The organism is Metasolibacillus sp., from assembly GCF_025291715.1.
In the GTDB taxonomy this organism is placed as follows: Bacteria; Bacillota; Bacilli; order Bacillales_A; family Planococcaceae; genus Metasolibacillus; species Metasolibacillus louembei.
The window spans coordinates 1-26,366 of record NZ_JAMBIZ010000044.1 but is presented as its reverse complement, the minus strand read 5'-3'; the positions used below and the strand labels follow the sequence as shown (position 1 = coordinate 26,366).

Annotated in this window: 24 protein-coding genes and 1 pseudogene; all 25 read right to left on the bottom strand. The window is 39.5% G+C overall.

Going from position 1 to position 26,366, the window contains the following annotated elements; genetic code table 11:
* Positions 1–393: 393 nt before the first annotated feature.
* Positions 394–675, bottom strand: coding sequence for a hypothetical protein (locus M3Z76_RS18420; protein WP_293929566.1), 282 nt, complete (start codon positions 673–675; stop codon positions 394–396).
* A gap of 165 nt (positions 676–840) precedes the next feature.
* Positions 841–1,467 (bottom strand): response regulator, encoded by a 627-nt coding sequence (locus M3Z76_RS18415; protein WP_293929567.1) that lies wholly within the window; start codon positions 1,465–1,467, stop codon positions 841–843.
* Positions 1,442–4,666, bottom strand: coding sequence for a GAF domain-containing sensor histidine kinase (locus tag M3Z76_RS18410; RefSeq protein ID WP_293929568.1), 3,225 nt, complete (start codon positions 4,664–4,666; stop codon positions 1,442–1,444). The genes M3Z76_RS18415 and M3Z76_RS18410 overlap by 26 nt, the downstream gene beginning before the upstream one ends.
* A gap of 99 nt (positions 4,667–4,765) precedes the next feature.
* Positions 4,766–5,728 (bottom strand): putative zinc-binding metallopeptidase, encoded by a 963-nt coding sequence (locus M3Z76_RS18405; RefSeq protein ID WP_293929569.1) that lies wholly within the window; start codon positions 5,726–5,728, stop codon positions 4,766–4,768.
* Between the two features lie 226 nt (positions 5,729–5,954).
* Positions 5,955–6,722 (bottom strand): annotated as a pseudogene (locus M3Z76_RS18400) (TPM domain-containing protein).
* Between the two features lies 1 nt (position 6,723).
* Complete coding sequence (locus M3Z76_RS18395; RefSeq protein ID WP_293929570.1) at positions 6,724–7,293, bottom strand: LemA family protein; 570 nt, start codon at positions 7,291–7,293, stop codon at positions 6,724–6,726.
* 134 nt (positions 7,294–7,427) lie between these two features.
* Positions 7,428–8,960 carry a lysine--tRNA ligase gene (gene lysS / locus M3Z76_RS18390; protein WP_293929571.1) on the bottom strand — a complete coding sequence of 511 codons (1,533 nt, stop codon included), beginning with the start codon at positions 8,958–8,960 and terminating at the stop codon, positions 7,428–7,430.
* 269 nt (positions 8,961–9,229) lie between these two features.
* Positions 9,230–10,243 carry a tRNA dihydrouridine synthase DusB gene (gene dusB, locus M3Z76_RS18385; RefSeq protein ID WP_293929572.1) on the bottom strand — a complete coding sequence of 338 codons (1,014 nt, stop codon included), beginning with the start codon at positions 10,241–10,243 and terminating at the stop codon, positions 9,230–9,232.
* 69 nt (positions 10,244–10,312) lie between these two features.
* Positions 10,313–10,813 carry a 2-amino-4-hydroxy-6-hydroxymethyldihydropteridine diphosphokinase gene (gene folK / locus M3Z76_RS18380; RefSeq protein ID WP_293929573.1) on the bottom strand — a complete coding sequence of 167 codons (501 nt, stop codon included), beginning with the start codon at positions 10,811–10,813 and terminating at the stop codon, positions 10,313–10,315.
* Complete coding sequence (folB, locus tag M3Z76_RS18375) at positions 10,806–11,177, bottom strand: dihydroneopterin aldolase (RefSeq protein WP_293929574.1); 372 nt, start codon at positions 11,175–11,177, stop codon at positions 10,806–10,808. Before folB ends, folK begins: the two co-directional genes overlap by 8 nt.
* Positions 11,177–12,028 (bottom strand): dihydropteroate synthase, encoded by an 852-nt coding sequence (gene folP, locus M3Z76_RS18370; RefSeq protein ID WP_293929575.1) that lies wholly within the window; start codon positions 12,026–12,028, stop codon positions 11,177–11,179. Before folP ends, folB begins: the two co-directional genes overlap by 1 nt.
* Positions 12,022–12,879: an aminodeoxychorismate lyase gene (pabC, locus tag M3Z76_RS18365; RefSeq protein ID WP_293929589.1), complete on the bottom strand. Its 858-nt coding sequence runs from the start codon at positions 12,877–12,879 to the stop codon at positions 12,022–12,024. The genes folP and pabC overlap by 7 nt, the downstream gene beginning before the upstream one ends.
* A gap of 4 nt (positions 12,880–12,883) precedes the next feature.
* Positions 12,884–13,459, bottom strand: a complete 576-nt coding sequence (gene pabA / locus M3Z76_RS18360) for an aminodeoxychorismate/anthranilate synthase component II (RefSeq protein WP_293929576.1) — start codon at positions 13,457–13,459, stop codon at positions 12,884–12,886.
* On the bottom strand, positions 13,456–14,862 hold the full coding sequence (locus tag M3Z76_RS18355; RefSeq protein WP_293929577.1) for an anthranilate synthase component I family protein: 1,407 nt from the start codon (positions 14,860–14,862) through the stop codon (positions 13,456–13,458). Before M3Z76_RS18355 ends, pabA begins: the two co-directional genes overlap by 4 nt.
* Positions 14,863–14,952: 90 nt before the next feature.
* Positions 14,953–15,423 carry a hypothetical protein gene (locus M3Z76_RS18350; protein WP_293929578.1) on the bottom strand — a complete coding sequence of 157 codons (471 nt, stop codon included), beginning with the start codon at positions 15,421–15,423 and terminating at the stop codon, positions 14,953–14,955.
* Between the two features lie 57 nt (positions 15,424–15,480).
* The gene (locus M3Z76_RS18345) at positions 15,481–16,365 is read right to left on the bottom strand and encodes a GNAT family N-acetyltransferase (protein ID WP_293929579.1); all 885 of its coding nucleotides are present in this window, start codon (positions 16,363–16,365) and stop codon (positions 15,481–15,483) included.
* A gap of 159 nt (positions 16,366–16,524) precedes the next feature.
* Positions 16,525–17,454 carry a cysteine synthase A gene (gene cysK / locus M3Z76_RS18340; RefSeq protein WP_293929580.1) on the bottom strand — a complete coding sequence of 310 codons (930 nt, stop codon included), beginning with the start codon at positions 17,452–17,454 and terminating at the stop codon, positions 16,525–16,527.
* 90 nt (positions 17,455–17,544) lie between these two features.
* On the bottom strand, positions 17,545–18,516 hold the full coding sequence (locus tag M3Z76_RS18335; RefSeq protein ID WP_293929581.1) for an ABC transporter ATP-binding protein: 972 nt from the start codon (positions 18,514–18,516) through the stop codon (positions 17,545–17,547).
* Positions 18,513–19,496 (bottom strand): ABC transporter ATP-binding protein, encoded by a 984-nt coding sequence (locus M3Z76_RS18330; protein WP_293929582.1) that lies wholly within the window; start codon positions 19,494–19,496, stop codon positions 18,513–18,515. Before M3Z76_RS18330 ends, M3Z76_RS18335 begins: the two co-directional genes overlap by 4 nt.
* 7 nt (positions 19,497–19,503) lie before the next feature.
* Positions 19,504–20,394, bottom strand: a complete 891-nt coding sequence (gene opp4C / locus M3Z76_RS18325) for an oligopeptide ABC transporter permease (RefSeq protein WP_293929583.1) — start codon at positions 20,392–20,394, stop codon at positions 19,504–19,506.
* A 55-nt stretch (positions 20,395–20,449) separates the two neighbouring features.
* Complete coding sequence (locus M3Z76_RS18320) at positions 20,450–21,409, bottom strand: ABC transporter permease (protein ID WP_293929584.1); 960 nt, start codon at positions 21,407–21,409, stop codon at positions 20,450–20,452.
* Positions 21,410–21,566: 157 nt separating this feature from the next.
* Positions 21,567–23,294, bottom strand: a complete 1,728-nt coding sequence (locus tag M3Z76_RS18315; protein ID WP_293929585.1) for an ABC transporter substrate-binding protein — start codon at positions 23,292–23,294, stop codon at positions 21,567–21,569.
* A gap of 242 nt (positions 23,295–23,536) precedes the next feature.
* The gene (locus M3Z76_RS18310) at positions 23,537–24,493 is read right to left on the bottom strand and encodes a peptidyl-prolyl cis-trans isomerase (protein ID WP_293929586.1); all 957 of its coding nucleotides are present in this window, start codon (positions 24,491–24,493) and stop codon (positions 23,537–23,539) included.
* A complete protein-coding gene (gene hslO / locus M3Z76_RS18305) occupies positions 24,477–25,361 on the bottom strand; it encodes an Hsp33 family molecular chaperone HslO (protein WP_293929587.1) in 885 nt (294 codons plus the stop codon). The genes M3Z76_RS18310 and hslO overlap by 17 nt, the downstream gene beginning before the upstream one ends.
* Before the next feature lie 15 nt (positions 25,362–25,376).
* Positions 25,377–26,147 carry a type III pantothenate kinase gene (locus M3Z76_RS18300; protein WP_293929588.1) on the bottom strand — a complete coding sequence of 257 codons (771 nt, stop codon included), beginning with the start codon at positions 26,145–26,147 and terminating at the stop codon, positions 25,377–25,379.
* Between the last annotated feature and the right edge of the window lie 219 nt (positions 26,148–26,366).

Genomic DNA, 26,366 nt, shown 5'->3' with positions numbered 1-26,366 from the left:
TTTCGCTTTCGATACAGTAAAACATTTGCTGGCATCTTTATGATGTCCAAAATTATGTTTCATCTATTAAATGAAACTTTATTCATTAACGTTTTGCTTGTTCAGTTTTCAAGGTTCATTTTTATTCTTTCGCCGCTTCTCTCAGAGGCAACTTTTATATCTTACCACCGACACTTTTTCGTGTCAACTCTTTTTTAAAAACTTTTTAATTATCGTTTTTTCAAAAGTAAAGTAGATATTTTATTCCGTATCGCTCTTGGCGACGTATAATAATTTAACATATAAACTAGCCATTGCGCAAGTATTTTTTAAAAAGAATTTTTCATAAATTTTTTCTTTAAAAAAGACAGCAGGAATCAAAGCATTTTTTTCACTTAATCCCCGCTTCTTCCATTATGCTTCTTTGTCGTTTTGTGTGTCCACTACGCTTAAGCACCATACAAAGTTGTCCCACGCAGAATACCAGCCATTGAAAACTTCAGATGAATCATCCCAACGCACATCAAATTTTTTCTGACCATCAACATCTACTAAAAACAATGTCAATGTTGGGTCCTTTTTAGAAACCGCTAACTTCATGCCATTCTCTAGTTCTTCCTCAGTAAATACTACATCTGACACCGAACGAACTTGCGCTTGCTCAAATACTTGTTTATTTATAATTCTATAGTTCATTATAGACCCCCACTAAAGCTATATTTCATCTAAATCTTTTCTACCTAAAAATTAAAGACTAGAAAATTATACTCCATTCTCTTCTATCATGTGAACTATCAAGTTACTCTTTTTAAAAGAAAAAACAGAAACATTGGAAAAACATATCGTTGCTTCACTTAAGTTTCACAAATATCCCTTTAGTTTGACAATTGCTTGCACACGGTCAATGACTTCTAGCTTACTATATAAATTGCTTACATAATTTCGCACTGTGCCTTCTGCAATATAAAGATCTGCAGCTATTTCTTTATTGCTCTTGCCTAGCACAATTAATTTTGCTATTTCCAACTCTCGCTGTGTCAGCTCCACTTTTTCGCGGTATATTGTGCTCGCTTGCGATAATCTGCTAACTAATTTCGCCGCTACTGCAGAGGGTAAAACCAGCTGCCCTTGCACAGTATCACGAATCGAGGCCAGCATTTTATCCGTTACCATATCCTTTAGTAAATAGCCACTTGCCCCATTAGCTAAACCATTCACAATATAGTCATCATCTAAAAAAGTAGATAAAATTAAAATAAATGTACTCGGCAGTTGCTCCTTTATGACTTTTAACGCATGAATTCCATCCATAATGGGCATCTGAATATCCATCATTATAAGCTGCGGCCGATGAAGCTTAGCTAAAGCGATAGCCTCTTCTCCATTGCTTGCCAATGCAACAACTTGCATATCATCCTCTAAATCAATAATTGTTTTTAACCCTTCACGTATCAGCATTTGATCATCCGCGATTAAAATTGTAATCATTCATCTCCCCCCTATATGGCAATGTAATACGTAATATACAACCGTTTCTTTCTGCTGTCTCTATAGAAAATGTGCCTTTTAGCTGTTCAACCCGATCTTTCATCATACGAAGACCAAAGCCTAGCTCGATATATCCTGCCCCATCACCATTATCTAGTAGCTCAAAAAATATTAATTCGCCATCATACTTTAAAGTAAATTGAAACTCACTGCTGTATCCATGCCGAATGCCGTTTGTTAAGCCTTCTTGTAAGGCATGGTAAAGCAACTTTTTCATAATAGCAGGCAAATACTCAACCTTATCCATATCTACATAAATAGATACACCCGTATTGTGTGCTGTCTCTTCAATTAATGTATATAATGCTTTTTCGATATCATAATATTTATCCTCTTTCAACATATGCACAGAATTACGAATCTCACTTAAACTATGGCGCACAAGGTCTTGCGCATCAATCAAGCGCTTCACTGCCGCCTCTATATCCTTCGCTAGCAACCTGCGCCCTGCTTCAATTTGTAAAACGGTGGATGTTAATGTATGCCCAACAATATCATGGATTTCCTGGGCAATTCGGTTACGCTCTGCATAAACAGACATTTCAGCTAAAGCCTCCGATGTCATCTTCATCGACTTTTGTAAGCTTTCTGTCCGTTCTTCCACTTGCTGCTCTAAATTTCTCGTTAAATATTGAATATCTGAATAAAGTCGTGCATTGGTAATCGAAATCGCACACTGTGAACAAAGCAATTTTAACATGTCCAGCCTCTCCTCTGTAAACACGCTCTCCAGCATATTGTTTTCCATATATAAAATAGAAATCAGCTTATTCTGGTGCGTGATCGGAAGGCACAAAACAGACTTTAAATGTCGATGTCGGATATAAGCATTTTGAGTAAAGCCGCTATTCATCACATTATGAAAAACGACTTCCTGCCTCATACGAATGGTGTAATCAATAACTGTAATTGGCAATAGTTCACTAGCTTCTTGTAGCGACACAGACTGTACGATTAATTTTTCTGCCGTACCATGCGCTTCCACAAACCAGCTGCCCCCATGCTCCAGCAATAAAGCACCGTATTCTGCTCCCGCATTTTGCAGCATAATATGCAATAACTTATGAAGTAGTTGCTCAATTTCAATTTCCTCAGATAAAGCTTGCGCAGAGGAAACAATTGATAAGTAATCCTCATGCTCTAAATCCGTTGTTTTTTTTAACAATAAGTGACCATACTGCAACTCAAGCGCATCTGCCTTCGCATCTGCCCCCCATTGCTTATAAGCCATATATGCTTCATTCATATACACCTTCGCCTGCATTTGCTTACCCGATTGAATGCTGTACTTCGCAAAGCATTCAGAAATAATGCCGACATCGTGGACATAGCCATAACGAGCCGCTGTATTCACTGCTTCCTCATATATCGCTCCCACTTTGTCAGGTGTTTGACCTAACATCTTTTTATATTCCGCCTGTGCCAACAAATATTTATGCAAATAATTCTCAGGGCTATGCCTCGCCAAATATTGTAACTTCTTGACATAACGCTTTGTTTCTTGCCTCAAGCTCACTTGCTTGGTTAGCTCTGCATCAGCAAACAGTTCCTTCACAATCAACACATAGTAATAATAATTGTACATATTCGAAAATCCGCGCTTATCATGTGCATTGTCAATCCTAATGCTTTCTACAATTTTTTCATATGCACTTTCATAATCACCGAATAAATAAGCAATAATATAGTCATACCATAAAGACACCTCATATAAATAGGAGCCTTCATAATGTCCGCTAACCTCTGGATGTTCAGAAATAAATGGGTCATTTGCTGCGCTATAGCCTGTTAATCTTGTTAGCAATGAGGACATCGCCTTTGCATATTGCCACGGCAATGTATCACTTGATTTACCGAATACAGTGCTTCGTGACAACAAATGTGCGTATAAATCCTTTAATGGATAACTAAAATTAAACATCAGCCCTAAATTCACTAAAAAACTATAGTTGGTTTGCCATTTATTGTTAGACAAAACCCCATGTTGATTGGCGTAATCTGTTATAGATAAAAGGAAATTAGGCTCATATTTTCTCCAGCTATCTTGACTTAGCATAATAATTGTATTAATTTGCATCGTCATTTCTAAATTGTCCTTCACTAGCTCACTAGCAAACTTGCTATAAGCATATGCCGATTCATTGTCAAAAGCGAGTGTACTTTGAATTAAGGCATAACTAGCAAATCCATAGGCGGATTCATCCGTTATACCTTCGTCCCATGTTATCTCAAGCAACATGACAACCGTTGCAAACCATCCTTCTCTATTTGATACAAAACAAGCATTTGCCACATAGACTAAGATACGTGCAGCCAGCTTCATTCGCTTATTCTGCATTAATGGGAATTTTCTTGATGGCTTCTTACCTAATCTCCTACTTATACGAAACCAATAATAATACTCCTTGACTCTGCTATTCTCCAGCTTAATAGGCAATCGCAATAAAGCGAGTGCCTCTTTCCCTAATTCCAACACCTGATCATAACGATCTTGATAAAGCTCTAGCTGTATGAGCAAAAGATATACTTGTGCTTTGTCAATAGCTGCTTGCGCTTGTAAAAGCAGGACTTGGCACAGACTCCTTGCTATATCGTAATCCTCATTTGTTAAAGCTAACTCCACACGAAATTGATAAATGGCATAAACGAGCTCATAGTACTGTTGCCAATGCTCTTCTAACAGCAAGTCCATTGCATGTTGCAAATAATAAATAGCATCAGCCATCTCCTCTTTTGCAGCCTGAAAATTCAATTCAATTAACTCTAGCTGTCTTTTCTCTGCAATAAAATGCTGTTGCACCTGATTAAAATGCCATACAACTCTAACTATCGGCTCACCTTCACATAGCAAAATCTGACCGACCTTCAAATGAAGCTGTTCTCGCTCTTGTTCGCTTACACGCTGCTCAAACACTTGCCGAATATCTTCATGTTGGAAAGTATATTGCTCATTCGATAGACGATAAATTAATTGATGGTTAATTGCCACCTGTAAAGATTCTTGTAATTGCTGCAATGTATAACCAGCCATCTCAGCAAGTATCTGTAATTTGAATTGACGCCCTAAAAAAGCTGCCTGTGTAAGCAATTGCGCTGTCAGATTATTCACATACTTAATGAAATACTCATCTTTTAACATGGGGCTCACCTACTTTATTCAAAAGTTTTTGCTACGTGAAATTACATATGAAGGAGATACTTCGAACTCAATCGAAACCCCCTCTTATCATCTATTGATTTACACAACCGCACGCACTAACCATGTCGCCGCCCGTGTTAAAATTTGTGCACGCAACTCAACAAAATATTCGTACTCATAGAAGAAAGCAATTTTTTCAGCTGCTAACGTATCAAGTTCTGTTGGCTGTGGTGTTAACACAAAATGGGCAAAAGATTCCGCAAAGTCTTCCACAACGGAGCTTGAGGCATAGCCAGACACATAATCATCCTCATACTCACTTGCTGGGTTCCAAAATTGTTGATAAAAGTCAGTTAAGTATGCATCCTCATAAAAACAGCCTTCCTCCTCAATTAATACATCCTCACAAGCGTTTAGCTCCACCCAAATATTTTGCTCGCCATCCTTCAAAGATAAATAATGGGCGTATTCATGGATATATGTAATCATCGTTTCGGAGGCTAACTCGATATTTTCCTTATTCATACCGAGCGTCCAATACTGTCCACTATCATCGTGTTGATTGACATAAGCTAATGTATCACCACTCTCAAAGACGATAAATTGATTAATACCCTCACGCTCTGGCTCTGGAATAAGCCATGCAAAATCAAACCAAAGCTCCGCATGATAATCCATTTCTTCATCTGTCACATCATCCTCTGTGAAAATCATTTCTTTCTCGTTGTCTATCTCATAAATAAAAAGGTCATGCGTACCTTCTAAATCCGTTGCAATGGCTTCCTCCACCGTTAACGACCCATACTCCTCCTCTAACAAATAAACAAGCTCATCTCCACGAGCTACACAGGAATTATAGTCATTACATTCCATCGGCAACGCACATGTATCTTCCTCCGCAATATAAATCTCACCAACTAGACAACTACTATTTGTCACTTCTTCAACCATTGCATTTGTTTCAATAATCATTTCGGTCTCTGTTTCTTCCGATAACTCACTACAGCCAGCAATGATGAAAAATAAGCTACATACCCAAAATGTAAGTTTTAACACCCTCACCCTATTCCGCTCCTTTTATTCATTATTATACTATTAATTATGACAAGGCTTAGCTTGAATCAACAACTCTTTTCTATGACAAGCAATCGCAGAAGCAATGTTCTCGTAGATTGAAATACTTTTTCCGCATCCATCTCACTATTTATCGAGAGTAGACTTCTGTTGAATCAAATTAAAAAATCAACGTTATCGAAAAAAGTTTTTCAATAACGCTGACTTCGTGTCTCTAAAAGTTTCGGTCAGAGCCGCCACCCGATGAACTACCACCACCACCCGAAAAGCTGTCACTTGAATCATCGCTAACAAAGAAATGCCATATACTCCTTTTTGGCTTATATCCAAACAATCGTAAAATGCCCTCCAAAATCAATAAGAAAAAACTAAGTATGCTCCCTATGATGACAAGAAGCACAAATGAAGAACCGATAGGATCTTCTGAAAAATCATTTGCCAAATCTCTTTTCCTAAATTCCATAAACGATAACGACAATCCATCATAATCAATGCCTTCTTCTATTCGAATAGCATCCACTACTTCTGAAAAAGCAGTCGTATAGTCACCATTGGTCAAATAAGGCATCATATAATCATCAAGCAATCGCCCCGTCTTCCCATCAGGATAGTCTCCCTCTAAGCCTTATCCAATTGCAATTCTTACTACATTATTTCCTTCACCCTGATCGGTTGTCGCAAAAATTAACATGCCATTATTGATATCCCTTTGACCAATTCCCCATTGGCGAATAACTTGTACCCCATAGTCAACATTTGTCATATCACCGATTGTAGGAACCGTTAAAATAAACAACTGCATTTTGTTTTGCTCATTCAGCATTTCCGCCACTTTATTTAACTCTTGTTCAACCTCATCATCGATGACATTTTGATAATCAAAAACAAACCCTGAGGTCGTTGGACGCTCTGGAATTGAGGCGAATGCATTGAATGGTAGCGTTACAAATAGTATAAATACAAATAGCAACCACCTTTTCATTCTACTCACCTCCAAAATCTACAGTTGGCACTTGGCTCGTATCCCCATCTACTTCAAAATATAATTTTCGTTCAAAGCCAAACATCCCTGCAATCATACTGCTTGGGAATGTGCGAATCTCACTATTGAAGCTTTGCACAGCATTGTTATAATCTTGGCGCGCAACAGCTAGGCGATTTTCGGTGCCTGCTAGCTCATCCATTAACTGCGTAAACTGCTGGTTGGCTTTTAAATCTGGATAACTTTCTACAATAACAAGCAATCGCCCTAAAGCACTTGTCAATTCATCACTTGCCGCAGCTTGTTCCTCCACCGTTGCCGCATCCCCGTACTTTGCTCGTGCATCTGCAAGATGTGTGAAAATCTGTTCTTCATGCGCCATATACCCTTTTGTTGCTTCAATTAAATTTGGAATTAAATCAAAGCGGCGTTGCAGTTGATTATCAATTTGTGCCCAAGAAGATTCCATTGCCTCTTCTTTTTGGACAAAACCATTATATTTGATTACAAACCATCCTATTGCGAGCAACACAATACCTACTACAATCAAAATCACCTTGTTTCCCTTCATATATGCCCACCATCATTTCTTTTATTTTCAATGTAACAAAGAGGGAAATAGGTCAATAGTGACTGGTGTCATTTTTTTGTCATATGACAAAAAATAAGGTTGACTGAAAAGTTATTTCTCAGTCAACCTTATCATTATTTTGTAATATGACGCATCGTAGGGAATAATAAAATATCGCGAATTGATGGTGAATTTGTTAATAGCATTACTAGACGGTCGATACCGATGCCTAGACCACCTGTTGGCGGCATGCCGTATTCTAGTGCTTCAATGAAGTCATTGTCCATTTCGTGTGCTTCATCATTACCTGCTGCTTTTTCAGCCATTTGTGCTTCAAAGCGCTCGCGTTGGTCGATTGGGTCGTTTAACTCCGTGAAGGCATTGGCATGCTCACGACGCACGATGAATAATTCAAAACGGTCTGTGAAACGCTCATCCTCTGGATTTTTCTTCGCTAATGGTGAGATTTCCACTGGATGACCTGTGATGAATGTTGGTTGTACTAATGTTTCTTCTACTTTTTGCTCAAAGAATTCGTTAATAATATGACCAACTTCATGTGTATCTTTAATTTCCACGCCATGCTCCGCTGCATATGTGCGTGCTTGTTCAACTGTCATTGGCTGCCAGAAGTCTACACCTGTGGCCTCTTTGACTGCATCTACCATGTGCATACGTTTCCAGCCTACAGCTAAATCAATTGTATCTTCGCCATATTGAATTGTTGTTGTGCCCAAAACTTCTTGCGCTACATGGGAGATTAAGTTTTCTGTTAAATCCATAATATCTTTATAATCTGCATATGCTTCATATAATTCAATCATTGTGAACTCTGGGTTGTGACGTGTTGAAATTCCTTCATTACGGAATACGCGCCCGATTTCATATACTTTCTCTAAGCCACCTACGATTAAACGTTTTAAATGTAGCTCGATTGCGATACGCATGTATAGCTCCATATCAAGTGCATTATGGTGTGTAATAAACGGACGAGCCGCTGCACCACCAGCAATTGTATGTAGCATTGGTGTTTCTACTTCTAAATAGCCGTTGTTATCTAAATAGTTGCGGATAGCACGGATAATTTTAGAACGTGCAATAAATGTTTCCTTGCTCTCAGCATTCGTCATTAAGTCTAAATAGCGCTGACGGTAGCGTTGCTCAACATCCTGTAAGCCGTGGAATTTCTCTGGCATTGGGCGTAGTGCCTTCGTTAAAAATGTGAATTCTGTCGCTTTAACAGAAAGCTCACCTACCTGTGTGCGGAACACGTTACCTGTCACACCTATGATATCGCCAAGGTCTGCTTTGTTGAATAATTCGTATGCTTCATCGCCAACCGCATCTTTACGTACGTATATTTGAATTTGGCCGCCTAAGTCTTGAATATGTGCGAAGCCCGCTTTTCCTTTGCCACGCTTTGTCATAATGCGTCCTGCAATCGTTACGCTTTTTGGCTCTGCCTCTAATTGCTCTTTATCAAAAGCATCAAATTCTGTTACTACTTCACTTGATAAATGCGTGCGCTCAAAACGGCTGCCGAATGGGTCAAGACCGCCTTCACGAATATCCGTCATTTTTTGGCGTCTCACCAAAAGCTGGTCGTTTAATTCTTCTATATTTGACACGTTATTCACTCCTATAGTTGATTGGTCTGCTTTGTCCATATTTTATTATTGTACACAATTTCGTGGGTGGAATCATCTTTTTTAGACTTTTCCAAGCAGAAATATCGACTGTGCCATTTTATTGTCAAAATTGAGGATTTGGCATATTTAAGCTATTTGAGCGTTTCCGATGGTTATTTGATCACTTTTCATACTTAATTGAGCACTTCGACATATTATTTGCGCATTTTCGAACATTATCAGCATGTTTACGTAATTTTAAATGCTTAAAAGCTGCTAAGGATATACTCTCAGCAGCTTACTGTCATTTACACGATTTCTTCTAATAGCTCATCATATTCAGCCACGAAACTATTCAACAGCATATATAGCTCCGTCTTCGTTTCGGCTTGGTTGATGGCGTTTCGGATTTTGCCGTTGCCACGAATGCCTTTTAAATACCATGAGGCATGGTTGCGCATTTCACGCACAGCGATTTTTTCACCTTTTAGTTGCATTAAACGCTCGAAATGTAATAAGCATACATCGATTTTCTCGCGTATAGATGGCTCGTCTTTGAGCTCACCTGTTTCTAAATATTGCACTGTTCTGTAAATCATCCATGGGTTACCTAGTGCCGCACGTCCAATCATTACAGCATCAACACCTGTCATTTCAAGCATGCGTTTGGCATCTTGAGGTGTTTCGACATCACCATTACCTAATACAGGAATATTAACACTTTGCTTTACATCGCGAATAATATCCCAGTTTGCCTTGCCCTCATACATTTGTACACGTGTGCGACCATGTACAGCAAGCGCTGCTGCACCTGCACGCTCTATTGCTTGCGCATTTTCAACCGCAAAAATATGCTCGTCATCCCAGCCAATACGCATCTTTACGGATACAGGCTTTTTCACAGCATCAACGACAGCTGCCACCATTTCGTACACTTTATTTGGATCTAAAAGCAGGCGCGCACCTGCCTCACATTTAATAATTTTGTTGACAGGACAGCCCATATTAATATCGATAATATCAGCCGTTGTATTTTCCTCTACATATTTTGCGGCTGCGACTAAATTTTCCTTATCGCCGCCGAAAATTTGTAGAGATAACGGATTTTCGCGTTCATCAATATAAAGCATGTCTAATGTTTTAGTGTTACGTTGGACGATTCCTTTATCGCTAATCATTTCTGCATAAACTAAGCCTGCGCCAAATTCTTTCACCGTTAAACGGAAAGCCGAGTTACAAATTCCAGCCATCGGGGCTAATACGACGCGATTGTCCATGACGATGTCTGCAATTTGAAACGGCTTTTGCTGTGCGTTATTCACTGTTGATATGCCTCCTTTTGTTTGTAATGAAAGCTAACAACCGGTAGTAACTGGTTGTTAGCTTTTACTTTATCTATAGAAATCCTCTGCTCTCTGCCACAAAGTAATACCTTCTTGCTGTAAATTCAACTTAGCTAGTGTATCATGAGCTTGCGTCATTTGACCACTTTCAAAACCTTCGCTAATTTCGACTAAAGGTACTAACACAAAGGCACGCTCATACATGCGTGGATGCGGCACAACCAGTCGCTCTGTTTCAATTTGCTCTTTATTGAATAGTAAAATATCAAGATCGATAATACGTGGGCCCCATCGAATATCCCGCACTCGCCCAAGCTCGTTTTCAATCGATTGACAAATGTTAAGCGTTTCCTCCGCCGTTTTGTCTGTTTTGATATGTACAGCAATATTAAAAAATGAAGGCTGATCAATATAGCCAACTGGCGCTGTTTCATAAACAGCTGATACATTCACTACTTCCACCTGCTGTCGTAATAATTGTACAGCCTGCTTTAAATTTTCTTCACGCTCGCCGATATTTGTACCAATCGATAAAAATACATCATTCATAAAATTTACCTCGCACAATTTCTACTGCTACCTCTTTATAATGCCCTGGAATTGGTGGGTCTGGCTTGATAATTTCTACGCGGCAACCAAAAATTTGCCCTTCGTAGCGCTTTAAAACCGTTGTTGCAACCGCTTCAGCAACCGCTTCGATTAATTTAAATGGCTTGCCTTCAATAATTTCCCGGCAAATATCATAAACACCAACATAGCTCACCGTATCGTCTAAATCATCTGTCTGTCCTGCTTTTTGAATATCGACTGCTAAGGATACAGAGGCGCGGAAACGTTGTCCTAGCACATTTTCTTCCTTTAAAACGCCATGGTAGCCAAAAAATTGCATATCACGTAAATGTATATAATCCATTATAAATCTCCCTTCACTTCGAATTTGCCAACTAGTGCATCCATCACCTTCACTGTACGTGCCACTTCTTTGACATCATGTACACGCATCATATGACAGCCTTTTTGTACGCCAAATGCACAAGTAGCAGCAGTGCCTTCCACACGCTCCTCTACAGGTAAATCAAGGATGGCTCCAATCATACGCTTACGTGATGTTGCTAGTAACACAGGGTAGCCAAATGCAACAAGTTCATCTAAGCGTTGCATCGTTTCAATGCTTTGCTGTAGATTTTTTACGAAGCCAATACCCGGATCTAATATGATATGCTGCTGTGGTACACCTGCTGCTGTGGCAATTTGAATGCTTTCTCGCAAATCTTGCTGAAACTCTGCCCAATAATCAGCATAGTTTTCATTATCACGATTGTGCATTAAAATGATTGGCACATTGTATTCAGCTGCAACTTGCGCAATTTCAGGCTCCCTTTTTGCACCCCAAATATCATTAATCATCTGTGCACCTGCTTCAATTGCTGCACGTGCTACATTTGCTTTATACGTATCGACAGAAAGTATTGCAGATACTTCCTTCGCTAATGCACGAATAATCGGTACAACCCGTTCAATCTCTTCCTGCTCGGAAATGGGCGTATGCCCCGGTCTTGTGGATTCTCCACCAATATCGATAATTTTTGCTCCGTCTGCTATCATGCGTTTTGCTTGCACAACAGCTGCATCAATCGAATTATATTTACCGCCATCTGAAAACGAGTCGGGCGTAACATTTAAAATACCCATAATGATTGTTTCTTTATGAAAATCTAGTTCGATGCCATTTAAAATAAGCGGCACCTGATAATGTTCTAGCATGTTTTGCCTCCTACAATTTCGCGAATTTCAGCTATATATGCTTGATGCAGGCGCTGGTAGATAGCCCCGTCTGCACCCGCAAAGGATTTTTGTCCAAGTGATGAAATTGGCACAAGCTCCTGAACAGAGTTCGTAATAAAGCATTCTTGTGCTTCCGCAAGATCGCATTGATCATATAGACTTTCTCGAACCTCATAGCCTAATTCTTGTGCAATGACCATAACAATTTTGCGTGTAATGCCCGGCAATATACCTGTATTTAAAGATGGTGTATAAAGCACATCTCGCTTCGCCCAAAAGATATTTGATGTAATTCCTTCTGCAAGATACCCATCTTCAGTTAAGAAAAACCCTTCATAGCTCGCTAAATTAGGTAATTCCATACGCGCTAACACATTGTTACCATAATGATGGCTTTTTGAACGGATATCTGTTTCTGGCTTGTTGCGCACCGTTTTTAATAGCACTGCTTGCTTTTCTGTACCACGTGCAGGCAATGTAAGCGGCTTGCGGAAAACAATGACATTTGGCTTCTGGTATTCGTTTGGTGCAAGACCCAAATCATGCACACCTGCCGATACGTTAATGCGGAAATAGCCATCATCGCCACCATTTAAATCATTTAGCTGTTGCATCACTTCTGCTAGCTCACTCAATGTATATGGCATATCAATGTGATAAATATTAAGCGATTCCATTAAACGTTGAAAGTGGTCCTGCAAGAATACTGGCTCACCTTTATATGTACGCATCGTTTCGAAAAAGCCTAAGCCATATAAAAAGCCATGGTCAAACGGCGATACCATCAGTTCACTAGCTTCTATATATTGCCCATTCATCCAACAAATCATCATGTCACTCCTTGCAATATAGTTCTAAAAACTCTTTTAGTAGCTGCTTACCATCCTCCGTCATAATTGACTCTGGATGATATTGCACACCTTCAATGGCGAATTCCTTATGGCGCAAGCCCATAATTTCGCCTTCCTCTGTCCATGATGTCACCTCTAGGCAATCTGGCAATGAATGCTTCTCTACAATTAGTGAGTGATAGCGTGTTGCTGCAAATGGGTTAGCATTTTTACGATGTAAGCCGATTTCGCTATGAAAAACAGGTGATGTTTTTCCATGCATTAAGCGCTCTGCTCGAATAACATTACCGCCAAAGGCTTGCGCAATCGCTTGATGCCCTAAGCAAACACCTAAAATCGGAGCCTTTCCAGCAAAGTGCTGAATAATGTTCAAGCTTTCTCCCGCTTCATTTGGTGTGCATGGTCCTGGAGAGATGACAATCATTTTTGGTGCTAGCTCTTCAATTTCTGCAATAGTAATCTCATCATTACGCACAACCTTTAGCTCCTCACCAAGCTCACCTAAATATTGCACTAAGTTATAAATAAATGAATCGTAGTTATCAATCATTAAAATCATGTTAACACCCCTTCAGCCATCCCTTTTGCTTGCCACATTGCCTTCGCCTTATTCAGTGATTCGATATATTCGTTTGCTGGAATTGAATCAATAACGATACCCGCTCCCGCTTGAATATACGCTGTTTCATTTTTAATATAAGCTGTACGAATAACAATATTTAGCTCCATATCGCCATTAAAGCCTAACCAGCCGATGGAACCTGTATATAAGCCCCGTCTCACAGGCTCAAGCTCTTCGATAATTTCCATCGTACGAATTTTTGGTGCACCTGTAATCGTACCTCCTGGGAACATCGCACGAATGACATCTGCATTCGTCTTGCCATTCGCTATTTCGCCACGTACATTCGACACGATATGCATGACATGTGAATAGCGCTCTATGACCATAAATTCATCTACCTCTACAGTACCGTAGCGGCTCACTTTCCCTAAATCATTGCGCTCTAAATCAACGAGCATGACATGCTCCGCTCGCTCTTTTTCGTTATCAATTAATTCATTCGCTAGACGAATATCCTCTTCCTCTGATTGCCCACGTGGACGCGTCCCTGCAATCGGACGTGTCGATAGGGCTGTCCCTTTACGCTTCACTAACAATTCAGGTGAACCGCTTACAACAGCAAACTCTGGTGCTGCAATAAATGCCATATACGGGGAAGGATTAAATGAACGAACTGCCTCATACATCACGATTGGTGCTGCATGCAATGGCTTCGCCTGACGCACAGATAAATTCACTTGGAACACATCGCCTTGTGCGATATATTCTTGAATTTTGCGCACAGCTTGCTCAAATTCCTCACCTAAAAATGATACAGATAGCTCGCTTTCATCATTCGTTACTTCTACCGCTCTTTCTGCATGGAATAAACGCTTGCCTAATCCTTGTTCCGCTGCCCCCTGCCATGCCAACGACCATTCATCTAAGTCGATTGTGCTTTCAGGGCGCTTCATCAATGTTACACGGTTTGTTTCCGCATCAAATACTGCCCAATATTCAAACACATAAAAATAAATATCTGGTACTTGTAAATCATCTGCTGCAATCGTTGGTAAGTTTTCGATTTTACGTGCGTAGTCATACGACACAAAGCCGATTGCTCCACCTTGAAAATCAGGTAGCTCGTCCTCTTTTTCTAGCTTATAGGCTTGTAAATAGCTTTCTAATAAGGCAAGTGGCTCACCTTGCTGAAAACGCTCACCCTCGCGCTCCTCTATTTGCAGCCCATCGTTTTTCGCATAAACAGTTGCAAACGGATTCCATGCAGCAACCGAATAGCGTCCGCCTCGTCCACTCTCTAAAAACACATGCTTTTTCTCTAAAATTGTTTGCTCTTTATAGCTATAAAAAAACGCGTCTTTTGTCATAAATAATGTTACGCATTGTAAATTTTCCATCGTGTACACCCCTTTACATATACTCTTATTAAACTCGAAAAACATAGCAACTGTCCAGAAAGGAATTGCTTTCTGGACAGTTCAACATAATTATTTATTTTTCGGAAAAAACTTGATACAGCTATTTTGACATTGACGTAAAAAACCAGCATCCTCTATCGTCACAATTTGCGGAATTAATCGCTTCATTTGATTAGAGCTTACACGCTCTCCATGCCAAATCGACCAAAGCTCCACTTTGTCTTCTTCCTTTACATATTGCTTCACATACTGAACAAGCTCTGTTAAATATCTTTCATTTACAATCCCACGTAGCTCATAGATAAAAGGTCTTTGAATTTGCTGTCCTGTGTCTTCAGGCAACTCATTACATTGAACAACTTGAAACTGGTCGAGGCGTGCTACATCTTCTACATAAACCACTTTATTTAGCGTTTCAGGCAAAGTAAAGTAAAATTCTATCCCTTGCGGATGGAATTTTTCTTTTTCTATTTCTTTAAAGCCACTCTCGCCCCATTCAGGCAAGCTTGATTTTGAAGCAAAAAATCTATATAAAGTCATTTCCATCCTCTTTCTTTACATAATTTTTTGCAAAGATGCCCAGAACCTATTTGAATATTAGTCATTGTTTATTGCTAAATCATAACTATCCAAAACATACTTTTCTTTAAACCCAACGGATTTGTATAAATTTATTGCGGCTTCATTCTCACATGACACACATATAGTTATTTCATCAATACTAGAATATGAGAAAAGTTTCTTCAAAGCATCTATTATGAGCATTTTCCCGACCCCTTGACCTCTATATTCCACCGATACAGCAATGTATTCAATATTTCCTTCTTTATGCTCAGGCTTTGCTTCTATATACACATAACCTTTAATTTTAGATTCATTTCCTTTTATGATTAGTAAATTATTTCTGCCATTCAACCTCTTTAATATAGAATGAGAATTGAAATATGTTTGTGGAAAGACCTCATCATGTAAGCTAATGAATGAATCATAGTGCTCTTTGTCTATTTTTTCTGAAATAGTAAGAGCTTCTTTAGTAAACAAACTTCTTGTTATGCTCAGAACCATATCTGTGCCCAAGTATTGAGCACTATTTTGTATAACAAACTCTTTTGCAAATACGTTATCTTTATTTATAAAAAAAGAACAAGACTTTATCTCTTGCGGTATTTTAAGAAGCGCTTTGTTCCATAATGCTTGCGCAACATCTAAATTCTCATCTGTGACAAATGGACCCCATACATCAGCATACGCCCCACCTAAATCAACATCTAACCCAATTGCACCGACTATATTAGATTGATCATAGGCAACCAGAAAAGAATCTTCAAATTCTAAATCAGAAAAATCATTCATTAAAGAATCGTATATTTCTTCATTTTGCTCTCCACAAAATCCAATATGGCTTTTATTTGTTGCGTTCATTTTTTCAAGATAAATAGAGATTTCCTTGGCATCTTTTGGTGAAATAATTTTTATTCCCATAATAAACTCCCCGTTTAATAATCAAATAGCCCCTTTTATTGCGAACTCGCCTATTAAATACACAAATGGCTGCCGGAATTTTTCCGGCAGCCTCATTCAAATCAATTATGCCTTGGCGTAATTGTGTTCGGATTTTTTCGAGCTAGCTCGCAGTAGAAGTTAATCTTCAAACTGATAAAGTGGTGTTGATAAGTAGCGCTCACCATTTGATGGCACAACCGCCAGTACATTCGAGCCTGCACCTAAGCGTTTTGCTGTTTCAATTGCTGCGTGAATCGCTGCACCTGAAGAAATACCGCATAAAATACCTTCTTCACGTGCTACTTTACGAGCGACTTCAAATGCTGTTTCGTTTTCTACAGTAAATACAGAACTATAAACTTCCGTATTCAATACTTTTGGTACGAAGCCTGCGCCAATTCCTTGAATTTTATGTGGACCAGGGTTACCACCAGAAAGCACTGGAGAATCTGTTGGCTCTACCGCGATAATTTCGATTTCTGGATATGCCCCTTTTAATACTTCACCAGCACCTGTAATTGTTCCACCTGTACCGATACCTGCTACAAATGCATCTAATTTTAACCCTTCAAATGCTTCGACAATTTCAGGACCTGTTGTTAAACGGTGGATTTCAGCATTTGCTTCGTTTTCGAATTGCTGTGGTAAAAAATAGCCATGTGCTTTTGCTAGTTCGTCTGCTTTTGCAATGGCACCTTTCATACCTTCTGGGCCAGGTGTTAGCACTAAGTCTGCACCATATGCACGAAGTAAGTTACGACGCTCTAAGCTCATCGTTTCAGGCATTACTAAAATGGCTTTATAGCCTTTTGCCGCTGCAATCATTGCTAAACCGATACCTGTGTTACCACTAGTTGGCTCGATAATTGTGCCACCTGGCTGTAATGTGCCATCTTTTTCAGCAGCTTCAATCATCGCTAAAGCTAAACGATCTTTTACAGAGCTTCCTGGATTAAAGTATTCTAATTTCACATACACTGTACCTTCGTTTTCACCTGTTGCTCTATTTAACTTCACAATTGGTGTACGACCTACTAAATCTGCAACTGAATTCGCTAACTTGCTCATCTCATTCATCCCTTCTTTAATTCCTACTAATTTTATAGACTTTACTTAATTTACATATTACCAATTAACTATAGCGGTTGTCAACGTTTTTCATACAAGATGACACGCAACAAATCGACCGCTTTCCACCTCTCTAAATTCAGGTACCTCAAGTTTACAGCGCTCTGTTGCAAACGGACAACGTGTATGAAATTTGCAACCGCTTGGTGGATTTGCAGGATTCGGAATATCCCCTTTTAAAATAATACGTTCACGTTTTAATGTTGGATCTGGAATAGGTACAGCAGATAGCAATGCCTTTGTATATGGATGTAACGGATTGCGATAAAGCTGCTCACGGCTGCCTAATTCCATCATTGTACCTAAATACAATACGCCGATGCTAGAGCATAAATGCTCCACTACACTTAAATCATGCGAAATAAAAAGAAACGTAATATTTCTTTCACGCTGTAATTTACTAAATAAATTGATGATTTGTGCTTGAATCGAAACATCTAATGCCGACACTGGCTCATCTGCAACAATAAAATCTGGTTGCAAAATAATTGCGCGGGCAATACCAATACGCTGACGTTGACCGCCGCTAAACTCATGTGGATAACGATCCATATGGTAGTCAGACAGCCCGCATATTTCTAACACCTCTCTTACCTTCTCACGCACCTCATGCTTCTCACATAAATGATGATCTAACAGCGCTTCTCCAATTGCATCACCTACACGGATACGTGGGTTGAGCGAGCTATATGGATCCTGGAAAATAAATTGGATTTTAGGACGTAAATTGCGCATCTCTGTATTGGAAAGCTTATGCAAATCTTTTCCGTCAAATAGCACTTCTCCCTCTGTAATCGATTGTAGACGCAAAATGCTTTTGCCAATCGTACTTTTGCCACTGCCTGACTCTCCTACAAGCCCAAATGTCTCACCGCGCTGAATTTGAAAGCTAACACCGTCAACAGCCTTTACTACACTTGGATTACGTTGAAATAAGCTACTTTTCTCACCAAAGTATTTTTTTAAATTTTTTACCTCTATTAATGGCGCTTCATTCGTCATCCTATTGTCACCTCTTCGTACAGCCAGCAAGCTACTCGTTGCCCATTATCCAAATCTTTAATTGTTGGCATTTGTTCCTTGCAAACTGCCATACATTGCTCACAGCGTTCACTAAAATAACAGGATGGTGTTAATGTTGCTAAATTTGGAACTTGCCCCGCAATCGTATAGAGCTCTTCCTGTCTTTGATTAATCACAGGCTTCGCCTTTAATAAGCCTTTCGTATAAGGGTGTTTCGGGTTTTTGAAAAGCTCTACTACTGGTCCTTCCTCAATAACCTTTCCTGCATACATGACAATCACATAGTCAGCTACTTCCGCTACTACACCTAAATCATGTGTAATCAACAGCATCGACATCTCTCGCTGCTCCTTTAATGAGCGAAGTAAATCTAAAATTTGCGCTTGAATCGTTACATCTAATGCCGTTGTTGGCTCATCGGCAATTAATAAATTAGGCGAGCATGCTAACGCAATCGCAATCATAATGCGCTGTAGCATGCCACCGCTTAATTGGTGTGGATAACTATTAAAAATCTCCTCTGCACGCCCAATACCAACAAGCTCAATTAACTCCAATGATCGCTTTTTCGCTTCCTTTTTAGAAATAAGCTCATGCTCCATTAACGGCTCCATAATTTGACCGCCAATTGTCAGCACTGGGTTTAAAGAGGTCATCGGCTCTTGAAAAATCATTGAAATATCATTTCCCCGAAGCTGGCGCAGCTCATGCTTTTTCATTTTCAATAAATCTTTTCCTTCAAATAAAATCTCGCCATTTCTCACACCACCTGAGCCAGCATCAATTAATCCCATAATGGACATAGCGACTGCACTTTTTCCACAGCCTGACTCTCCAACTAAACACACCGTTTGCCCTTTCGGAATTGAAAAGCTAACATCATCAACCGCTTTAATGACGCCTCCGCTTGTATAATATTGTGTCAATAGATTTTTAACATTTAACACTGTATTTCCCATTACAGCCCTACCTCCTTTTCATATTTGGATCAATCGCGTCACGTAGCCCATCTCCTAGTAAGTTAATACTAATGACTGTGAAAAATATTGCTAGCCCTGGCGGCACCCATAGCCAAGGTCTTTTTTGGAAATCAATCAGTGAATTTGCTGAGGTAATCATATTGCCCCACGATGCATCTGGAGGCACAACGCCTAAACCGAAAAAGCTGAGCGTTGACTCACTTAAAATGGCGCCTCCAACACTTAATGTACCTGACACAATTAATAGTGGAATGATATTTGGCAGTAAATGCTTAAACAATTTGCGAACATCACGCAAACCAAGTGCCTCTGTCGCCTGCATAAATTGGCGTTCACTTAAGCTTAAAATTTGGCTACGCACAAGTCGAGCTAAGCCCGGCCAGCCGACAATACTTAACATCAGCATTACAATATAAATACGGTATTCTGTTGGCACTTTCCATTCTGACAAAATCGCTGCCATAATAAATAGCAATGGCAATCCAGGCAACGTCATTAAAATATCTGCAATTCGCATAATAATTTGATCAACAATTCCTCGATAAAACCCTGAAATAATACCTAATACACCACCGATAGCCACTGACATTATCATCGCACCTAGTCCAACTAACAGCGAAATACGCCCAGCTATCATTAAACGCGTCAATACATCGCGTCCTAGTTTATCTGTCCCAAGCCAATGTGCAGAACTCGGTGCTTGATTTATATTTGTTGGATCAACTCCCAAATTTACATACGGCGAAAACAGCGGACCGATAAAAGAAAATAAAAAAATAAATATTAAAAATGCCAAGCCAATAAGCGACATTTTATTTTGCAAAAAACGTCTTGTAATTTGCCGCCATAAAGAAGACGGCTTTGGTTTACTTTCCATAAATTCAACTCCCTTACAGGTGCCAGGCACGCACACAATTCTTACACAATTTATGTTACTTTCTCACACGCACCCTTGGATCAGCAATGCCATATAAAATATCTGCTAATAAATTACTTAGGACTGTCAACAAAGCAATAAACATTGTAAAGCCCATTAATAGCGGATAGTCACGCACTGAAAATGCTTGCATATAAATAGCGCCGATGCCAGGCCAATTAAAAATTTGCTCCGTAATAATTGCTCCGCCAAATAGTGCAGGCAATTCAAAGCTAAACAGCGTAATAGCTGGCAGCAATGCGTTGCGTAAGCCATGCTTGAAAATGACTACGCGCTCCTTTAGTCCTTTAGCCCGAGCAGTTCTCATAAAATCCTGCTTAATAACCTCTAACATATTCGTTCTGAAATAACGTGTTAAGCCACCAATGCCAAGCATCGTTAAGACGAGTACAGGTAAAATCATATGCTCTGCTACATCTTTCACATAAGCCCAGCCAGTAAAGTTGCTACCTGTAGAAATCATGCCACCTGCTGGTAGCCAACCTAAATCAACCGCAAATATTTTAATAATGACTAGCCCTAAGAAAAACGAAGGTGTTGCCATTGCAGCAAAAACAATAATTGTAATAAATGTATCCCATATTGAATATTGGCGAATCGCTGAGACAATCCCAACTAAAATGGCAATAAGCCACGTTAAAATTAATGATGCGAGCGCTACAATAAATGAACTCCATATGTAATTTCCAATTACTTCACCAACAGGCAATTGGAACTGTAGTGAATAACCTAAATCACCTTGTAATAAATTTTTTAGCCAAATAAAGTAACGGATAACAACAGGCTCATTATAGCCATGCAATTCATATAGCTCTGCCTTCCGTTCAGCCGTTAAATTTTGATCTGCGTCAATAAAATTCCCAGGCACTAAGGAATATAAAAAGAAAATTAAAATCGACGCACCGAATAATGTGGGAATCATATAAAGAAGCCTTTTTATAACATAGCCCTTCATCAGCTCATTCCTTTCCAAGTCTAATTAATTATGCATCGAGATTTTGTACTGTTTCCTCTACAAATAAGTTAACATAGAAAAATCCGCCCCCACTTATTTGGAGAGAATCACTGCATCATTTCTCTCCAACAAGTAAAGCGGATTTTCCTCCTCACCATTACTCTGCTAATCGTAAATTGCGTAAGCTGCTCGCAATTCCTCGATAACCATTTGGCTCAAAGCCTTCAATACGTGCATTTGCTCCACTTAATACCTTTGTATAAGCCATATAAATCACTGGCGGGTTTTCATCTAATGCTTTGTATAATTCATGGAATGCCGCCGCACGCTCTCCACTATCGTTTGTTGCAATTGTCGCATCAATTAATGCATCAATTTCCTCGTTACCATAGCCTTTAAATGTTGAGTTTGTGCTCTTTGTATGGAAGCCTTCGATACCATCATATGGATCCGGCAACATCGTTGTAGAGAATGAAGCTAAATCATGGTCGCCTTTGTCTACACGTGCTAACAATGCATTAAAGTCCATTTGCTCCACTTGTAAGTCAATACCAATCGCTTTATAGTTCTCCTTCGCAATCGGAATTAATGTATCCCCTAAGCCACCTGCTGTCGTAAAGTAATAAACCGTTAATTTTTTGCCATCTTTTTCGCGAATACCATCCGCTCCTTCAGTCCAGCCAGCCTCTTCTAGCAAAGCCTTGGCTTTCTCTGGATCGTAAGCTGTTGAACCTACTTCATCTGTATATGCCCAAGATGTCGGTGATACAGGCACGTTTGCTACTTGTGCAAAGCCTTGGTAATATGTTGCAATAATCGTTTGACGATCTAAGCCTAATGCAAATGCTTGGCGTACTTTCGGATCTTTAAATACTTCCTTCTCATGGTTAAATACCATATAGCTGTAAGCCGATGACGTGTAAATATTAATATCTGCGAAGCCTAATGCTTGTAAAAACTCAAAGTTATCTTGGTTTGCTGCTAACGCGCTGTAATCTAACTCACCCGTTTGGAAAAATTGCTGCGCATCGCCAACTGTTGTTTTATAAATAAAGTTCTTTGCCTTTGGTGCACCACCGTAATAGTGCTCGTTTGCTTCATAGCGAATTTCTTGCCCTGGCAAGTATGCAACAAAGCGATATGGACCTGCACCAATTGGCTTTTGATGTAATGCCGCTAAGTAATCTAAATTCCCTTTCACATAGCCGTTACCATAGTAATCCTTCTTCAAAACAGAGCCACCTAGTAGGCGCAATGTACTTGCACTTACTTTATCTGTCGTAATTTCAATCGTGCGGTCATTAATTACTTTAATACCCGATACGCTTGTAGCATCACCGTTTTTATAGTCTAAGCCACCAACAATGCTTGCTTCTGTAATATCTGTATTCCCTGCATATGCTGGGTCATGCAATAATGTTAATGTGAATTCTACATCCGCCGCAGTTAAAGGCGTTCCATCATCAAATTTCAAGCCTTCACGCAATGTATATGTGTAAACTAAACCATCCGCTGAAATATCCCATTTCTCTGCTAAGCCAGCGATTGGCTCACCCTTTTCATTAATGTCTACTAAAGGTTCAAACATTACTGACTGCACATTTCCATCATAGCCACTTGTATTGAAGTATGGCGTAAAGACACCACCTGGCTCCTGTAGTCCTACAACAACTGTGTCACCACGCTTCACAGCAATTTCTGGTGAAGCAGAAGGATTTTCAGCTGGAATTACTGCATCCTCTACTACGATTGTTTGCCCTATCCCTTGCTCTGAAGCAACGCCTTGCTCATTTGTTTTCTTAGCTGAGTCATCTCCGCCACAAGCAACTAGCAATGCACTTAAACCGATAACTCCTACGGCACTAACAAATTTTTTCAAACTCATAACTGTTTAACCTTCTTTCAATTTTTATTTAACTTATAATATTACTTGGTTTAATACGTAAAAAAATTTGCATTAATTTTTTATGTATATTGTTTTAATTGAAATTCGCGAATCAATTTTCAATAAAGTTATTATATTCATCAATTCTTATAAAATCAATAGGAATTATAAAATATTTAAAAATTTATTATAAAAAAGATGCAGAAGTGGCAAAATCCAGCCCTTCTACATCCCTTTTTATCCTATTTTGCATCTCCGTAAAACCAATTTACCTCATAATCTGCCCAGAAAATTTCTGGTACAACGCTTGCAGATAATTGTTCTACCGCTAATACACGTTTAATATGCTCCGCTACATCCTCAAATGTAAAGGATTGACCTTCTTTAATTTCACTTACATGTAAAATCGCATAGCGACCATCACTTAAAACAACAGCTTCACTTGTCGCACCTTTTTCTAGCTTTGCGACAGCTTTTAAAATGGCAGAATCAATATTGGCCTGTTGCTCCATAATAAAGCCGATATCGCCACCTAAGCTAGCTGATGGTGTATCAATAGAACGCTCCCTTGCTAGCACTGAAAATTCAGAGCCATTTTTTAGCTCCTGCAAAATGCTTTCAATGTTTTCCTTCGAATCCGCTACAATCATGCTTGTTCTATAGGAGGTCGGAATATTGTATAGCGATTGGTTATCCTGATAAAAGGTTTCAACTGCCTCATCCGAAATAACAATATCCTTGGCTAATACTTTTTCTAAAATTAATTGTGTGCGAACTTTTTGACGAAGCTCCTTGTCCGAAAGGCTTTGGAATGTTCGGTCTGTCGTGTCCTGTGCTGAACGCATCAAGGCTAGCTCTAAATCAATTTCTTTATCAGACACATCAATTTTATGCTCCTTAGCTGCTTTTTCCATTACAGCCTCATTGACTAAGCCTTGTAACGTCTCTTTTCCGTACATACTTTCCATTTTTGCTAGCCACTGCTGACGGGTAATTTCGTCTCCATCAATCGTGGCAACAATCTCATCATTATTCGATTTGTCCTTCGACGGCAAAAGCCACATAATAAACCAAAATAAATTCCCTGCCAATAAAATTGCGAGTACAGTTAGTGCCGGTTTTGTTTTTAAGCGCCTCTGTGAAAGAGGCGTTTTAGTTGGCTGTGTTGGTGTTGTGCGAATATTACGCGTTGATCTCATTAATGAAGCCTTCCAATTCATCTTGACTAAAATCGTATGTTTCTAAGCAGAAATGACATTGCGCCTCCGCTTTACCATCTTCATCGATCATCTCTTGAATTTCATTCACACCTAAACCGATAATTGCTGCACCAAAACGCTCTTTTGAACATTGACATTGGAATTGCACAGGCACTGTGCTTAAAATTTGGAGATCGCCTTTTTCTCCTAATACCGCTTCTAAAATTTGCTCTGGCGTGTAGCCTTTTTCAATCATTTTTGAAACAGGCTCAATTGAAGCTAATTGTGCTTCAATCGCATCAATTGTTTCTTCTTCACAGCCTGGCATTAGCTGTAAAATGAAGCCGCCTGCTGCTAAAATTGTATTATCTGGATTCACTAAGACACCAAGCCCTACAGATGAAGGCACCTGTTCACTAGTCGCAAAATAATATGTGAAGTCTTCGGCAATTTCACCTGATACGATTGGCGTTTGTCCTGAGAACATATCACGCAAGCCTAAATCCTTCACAACTGTAAGGGCACCTTCTGTTCCCACTGCTCGACGCACATCTAGCTTCCCTTGCTCATTTAAATCAAAATGCACTTGTCCATTCGTTACATAACCACGTACATGACCGTTTGCATCTGCATCAATAATCATCGGCCCAATTGGTCCATTGCCTTCAATTTTTACCGTTAGCTTATCATCGCCCTTCAACATAGCCCCCATCATCACTGCGGCTGTCATTGAGCGACCTAGCGCAGCAGAAGTTGTTGGCCATGTATTATGACGACGCTGTGCTTCTCCTACTGTTTCCGTCGTACGTACAGCAAACGCACGTACTTGTCCATTAAAGCCTATTGCTCTTACTAAATAATCATTCATGTTAAATCCTCTTTCCTATTGATTTCGTTGATATAAAATATAAAGCCCCTTTAATGTTAAAAACGGGTCTACAATGTCGATTAATTGTGTTTCATTTGCAATTAACTCTGCAAAGCCGCCCGTCCCAATCACTAACGGCTCTTCTTTACTTTGTTGCTTCATTCGGCTGACAATGCCTTCAACTTGACCGATAAAGCCATAGACGATACCTGCCTGCATCGCTGCAATTGTATTTTTGCCAACAATTTGTGAAGGGCGTGCAATTTCAATGCGCGGTAGCTTAGAGGCACGTGTGTATAAAGCCTCTGTGGAAATTGCAATGCCTGGTGCGATTGCGCCACCCATATAGTCACCCTTTTCGTTTAAATAGCAATAGGTGTTAGCTGTCCCAAAATCAACGAGAATGATTGGACGACCTGTGCCATATTCCGTCAAAGCAGCTACTGCGTTAACGATGCGATCTGCCCCAACCTCACGCGGGTTTTCGTATTTGATATTCAAACCTGTTTTCACACCTGGTCCTACAATTAACGGCTTAATATGAAAATATTTTTCACACATTCTTTGCAAGGCAAACATAATCGGTGGTACAACTGAGGATATAATAATTCCTTCGATTTGTTCAAATGAAATGCCCTCATGCGAAAAAAATGCTTTCAGTTGCATCGCATATTCGTCCTCTGTCTTACTACGTTCTGTGACGATACGCCAATTTTGCAAAAGCTGATGATTGTCATATATCCCAAAAATAATATTTGTATTGCCCGCATCCATTACTAAAATCATCTACACGACACCTGCCAGCTTATTTTCATGTTTACATAAAATCATACCATATCAGCGTAAAAACTTACGCTATTTTGTCCACCATTTTTTCAAACTTGTCAATAGCTCTACTATAAGAAAGTGATATCGGCAAATCCTTCTCAAAATAGAGTAGGAGGGAGCGATTAACTCCCGTCCTCTCACACCACCGTACGTACGGATCCGTATACGGCGGTTCAA

Excerpts from the sequence above, each read along its gene's own strand:
- M3Z76_RS18420 (WP_293929566.1), bottom strand. The coding sequence starts at position 675 with ATGAACTATAGAATTATAAATAAACAAGTATTTGAGCAAGCGCAAGTT.
- M3Z76_RS18415 (WP_293929567.1), bottom strand. The coding sequence starts at position 1,467 with ATGATTACAATTTTAATCGCGGATGATCAAATGCTGATACGTGAAGGG.
- M3Z76_RS18410 (WP_293929568.1), bottom strand. The coding sequence starts at position 4,666 with ATGTTAAAAGATGAGTATTTCATTAAGTATGTGAATAATCTGACAGCG.
- M3Z76_RS18395 (WP_293929570.1), bottom strand. The coding sequence starts at position 7,293 with ATGAAGGGAAACAAGGTGATTTTGATTGTAGTAGGTATTGTGTTGCTC.
- lysS (WP_293929571.1), bottom strand. The coding sequence starts at position 8,960 with ATGGACAAAGCAGACCAATCAACTATAGGAGTGAATAACGTGTCAAAT.
- folK (WP_293929573.1), bottom strand. The coding sequence starts at position 10,813 with ATGAATGATGTATTTTTATCGATTGGTACAAATATCGGCGAGCGTGAA.
- folB (WP_293929574.1), bottom strand. The coding sequence starts at position 11,177 with ATGGATTATATACATTTACGTGATATGCAATTTTTTGGCTACCATGGC.
- folP (WP_293929575.1), bottom strand. The coding sequence starts at position 12,028 with ATGCTAGAACATTATCAGGTGCCGCTTATTTTAAATGGCATCGAACTA.
- pabC (WP_293929589.1), bottom strand. The coding sequence starts at position 12,879 with ATGATTTGTTGGATGAATGGGCAATATATAGAAGCTAGTGAACTGATG.
- pabA (WP_293929576.1), bottom strand. The coding sequence starts at position 13,459 with ATGATTTTAATGATTGATAACTACGATTCATTTATTTATAACTTAGTG.
- M3Z76_RS18355 (WP_293929577.1), bottom strand. The coding sequence starts at position 14,862 with ATGGAAAATTTACAATGCGTAACATTATTTATGACAAAAGACGCGTTT.
- M3Z76_RS18350 (WP_293929578.1), bottom strand. The coding sequence starts at position 15,423 with ATGACTTTATATAGATTTTTTGCTTCAAAATCAAGCTTGCCTGAATGG.
- M3Z76_RS18345 (WP_293929579.1), bottom strand. The coding sequence starts at position 16,365 with ATGGGAATAAAAATTATTTCACCAAAAGATGCCAAGGAAATCTCTATT.
- cysK (WP_293929580.1), bottom strand. The coding sequence starts at position 17,454 with ATGAGCAAGTTAGCGAATTCAGTTGCAGATTTAGTAGGTCGTACACCA.
- M3Z76_RS18335 (WP_293929581.1), bottom strand. The coding sequence starts at position 18,516 with ATGACGAATGAAGCGCCATTAATAGAGGTAAAAAATTTAAAAAAATAC.
- M3Z76_RS18330 (WP_293929582.1), bottom strand. The coding sequence starts at position 19,496 with ATGGGAAATACAGTGTTAAATGTTAAAAATCTATTGACACAATATTAT.
- opp4C (WP_293929583.1), bottom strand. The coding sequence starts at position 20,394 with ATGGAAAGTAAACCAAAGCCGTCTTCTTTATGGCGGCAAATTACAAGA.
- M3Z76_RS18320 (WP_293929584.1), bottom strand. The coding sequence starts at position 21,409 with ATGAAGGGCTATGTTATAAAAAGGCTTCTTTATATGATTCCCACATTA.
- M3Z76_RS18315 (WP_293929585.1), bottom strand. The coding sequence starts at position 23,294 with ATGAGTTTGAAAAAATTTGTTAGTGCCGTAGGAGTTATCGGTTTAAGT.
- M3Z76_RS18310 (WP_293929586.1), bottom strand. The coding sequence starts at position 24,493 with ATGAGATCAACGCGTAATATTCGCACAACACCAACACAGCCAACTAAA.
- hslO (WP_293929587.1), bottom strand. The coding sequence starts at position 25,361 with ATGAATGATTATTTAGTAAGAGCAATAGGCTTTAATGGACAAGTACGT.
- M3Z76_RS18300 (WP_293929588.1), bottom strand. The coding sequence starts at position 26,147 with ATGATTTTAGTAATGGATGCGGGCAATACAAATATTATTTTTGGGATA.